This is a genomic window from Actinoallomurus acaciae, from assembly GCF_042429965.1.
Taxonomy (GTDB): domain Bacteria; phylum Actinomycetota; class Actinomycetes; order Streptosporangiales; family Streptosporangiaceae; genus Actinoallomurus; species Actinoallomurus acaciae.
The window spans coordinates 1-1,432 of sequence record NZ_JBHLZP010001012.1 but is presented as its reverse complement, the minus strand read 5'-3'; the positions used below and the strand labels follow the sequence as shown (position 1 = coordinate 1,432).

Annotated in this window: 2 protein-coding genes; both read right to left on the bottom strand. The window is 72.7% G+C overall.

Translation table 11 applies throughout. The features are described 5' to 3' along the window. On the bottom strand, positions 1-301 hold a 301-nt coding region (locus ACFFNX_RS49950), incomplete at its 3' end, for an acylphosphatase (RefSeq protein ID WP_378213521.1). 199 nt (positions 302-500) lie between these two features. Continuing rightward, the gene (locus ACFFNX_RS49945; RefSeq protein WP_378213519.1) at positions 501-1,142 is read right to left on the bottom strand and encodes a C39 family peptidase; all 642 of its coding nucleotides are present in this window, start codon (positions 1,140-1,142) and stop codon (positions 501-503) included. Positions 1,143-1,432 lie beyond the last annotated feature (290 nt).

Sequence of the window (1,432 nt, the reverse complement as noted above, 5' to 3'; positions counted from 1 at the left end):
CGACCAGCGCGGCGCGCCGGCCGGTCGCGTCGCTGCCGACGATGGCGAAGCCGCGCGGCCCGCCGGTCGGGAGCGCCCGGGTGGTGATCCGTTCGATCACGGCCAGCGGAGGCGGCTCGCGCAGCCCGCCGAGAAACCGCTCGACGGCGTCACGGTCGCCCTCGACCTCGATGAAGACGCCGCGTGCGTCGTTGCCCACGAGACCGGTGAGACCGAGGCCGGTCGCCAGCCCGTGCACGAACGGCCGGAACCCGACGCCCTGGACGGTGCCCTCGACTCTCACTGCGGTGCGGACGTGCACGCTCGGTATTGTCCCCCGTGCGCACCGTGAGAATCCGCGACGGCTCCCTTCGGGCGAGGTGGGGGCGGCCCTCACCGCACCCCGCCCGAGGTGAGAGCCGCCCCATCATCGCCGCCGGGGACCGCGCGTCCGCGCCGGCGACGGCCCGGAGACCGCCCCGAGCCTCGCGTCGGCCGAAGGGCGGGTCCGGGCGGGCCTCTCAGGCGGCGTACGCCTTCAGCCCGATCCAGGTGCCGAGGTCGTAGGTGCTGATCGTGTAGGTCTTCGGCACGGCGGTCCAGCCGGAGCCGCCGGCGCCCGCGCCCGCCGGATCGGCGATGACCGCGCTGTCCCCGCTGTCGGCGTAGCCGACCACGGCGACGTAGTGGTAGATCGTGCCGCTCGGGTAGCCCGGCGGCCGCCAGCCGCTGACGACGTTGGCGACGATCGCCCAGCCGCGGTCGACGTCGAAGACCAGGTCCTGCTTGAGGAGGTCCCGCTGCGCCTGGGTCGGCGGGTCGTTCACCGGCTTGCGCTCGTACCAGGTGGTGCCGAGGAAGTGGTTGAGGGTGGCGACGACGTTGGAGATGTCGTCGGTGCCGTTCGTGGTGGTGCCCAGGCTCGCGGCGAGCGTGTCCTGCGACGGCGGCGTCATGCGGGCGCTCAACGCGATCTTCGTGGACGCGGGCCCGCAGTAGTAGTACCGCTCCTGCCCGAACCACGTGAACGGCAGGGTCTTGGCGGTCGCCGGCCGCACCGTTCCGGTCGTGGTGCCGGCGGCCGACGCGGACGGCACGGTGAGCACGAGTCCGGCGGACGTTCCGGCCAGTGCGATGACGATCCGAGGGATTGATCGCTTCATCTGCGTCTCCTCAATCCGCTGTGCGCGGTGGGACCTTTCACCCACAATGCCCGTGACGGAGGTTGTTTTCCGCATCTTTCAGGCATAGCCAAAACACCCCACGGCGGAGGTGGCGGACCGAGGATGCTGCGGATCTGGTTCGGCGGTGAGGATCTGGGGCGGGTACGCGTGGCGCGGCGCCCGCACGCGCTCTGGGAGACCGTGCTCAGCCTGCAGGCGCTGCGGACGCGGCAGCGCACGCCGCTGACCGGCTGGCGGGACGTCGGGCTGGCCCGGCTGGCCGCCCCGCT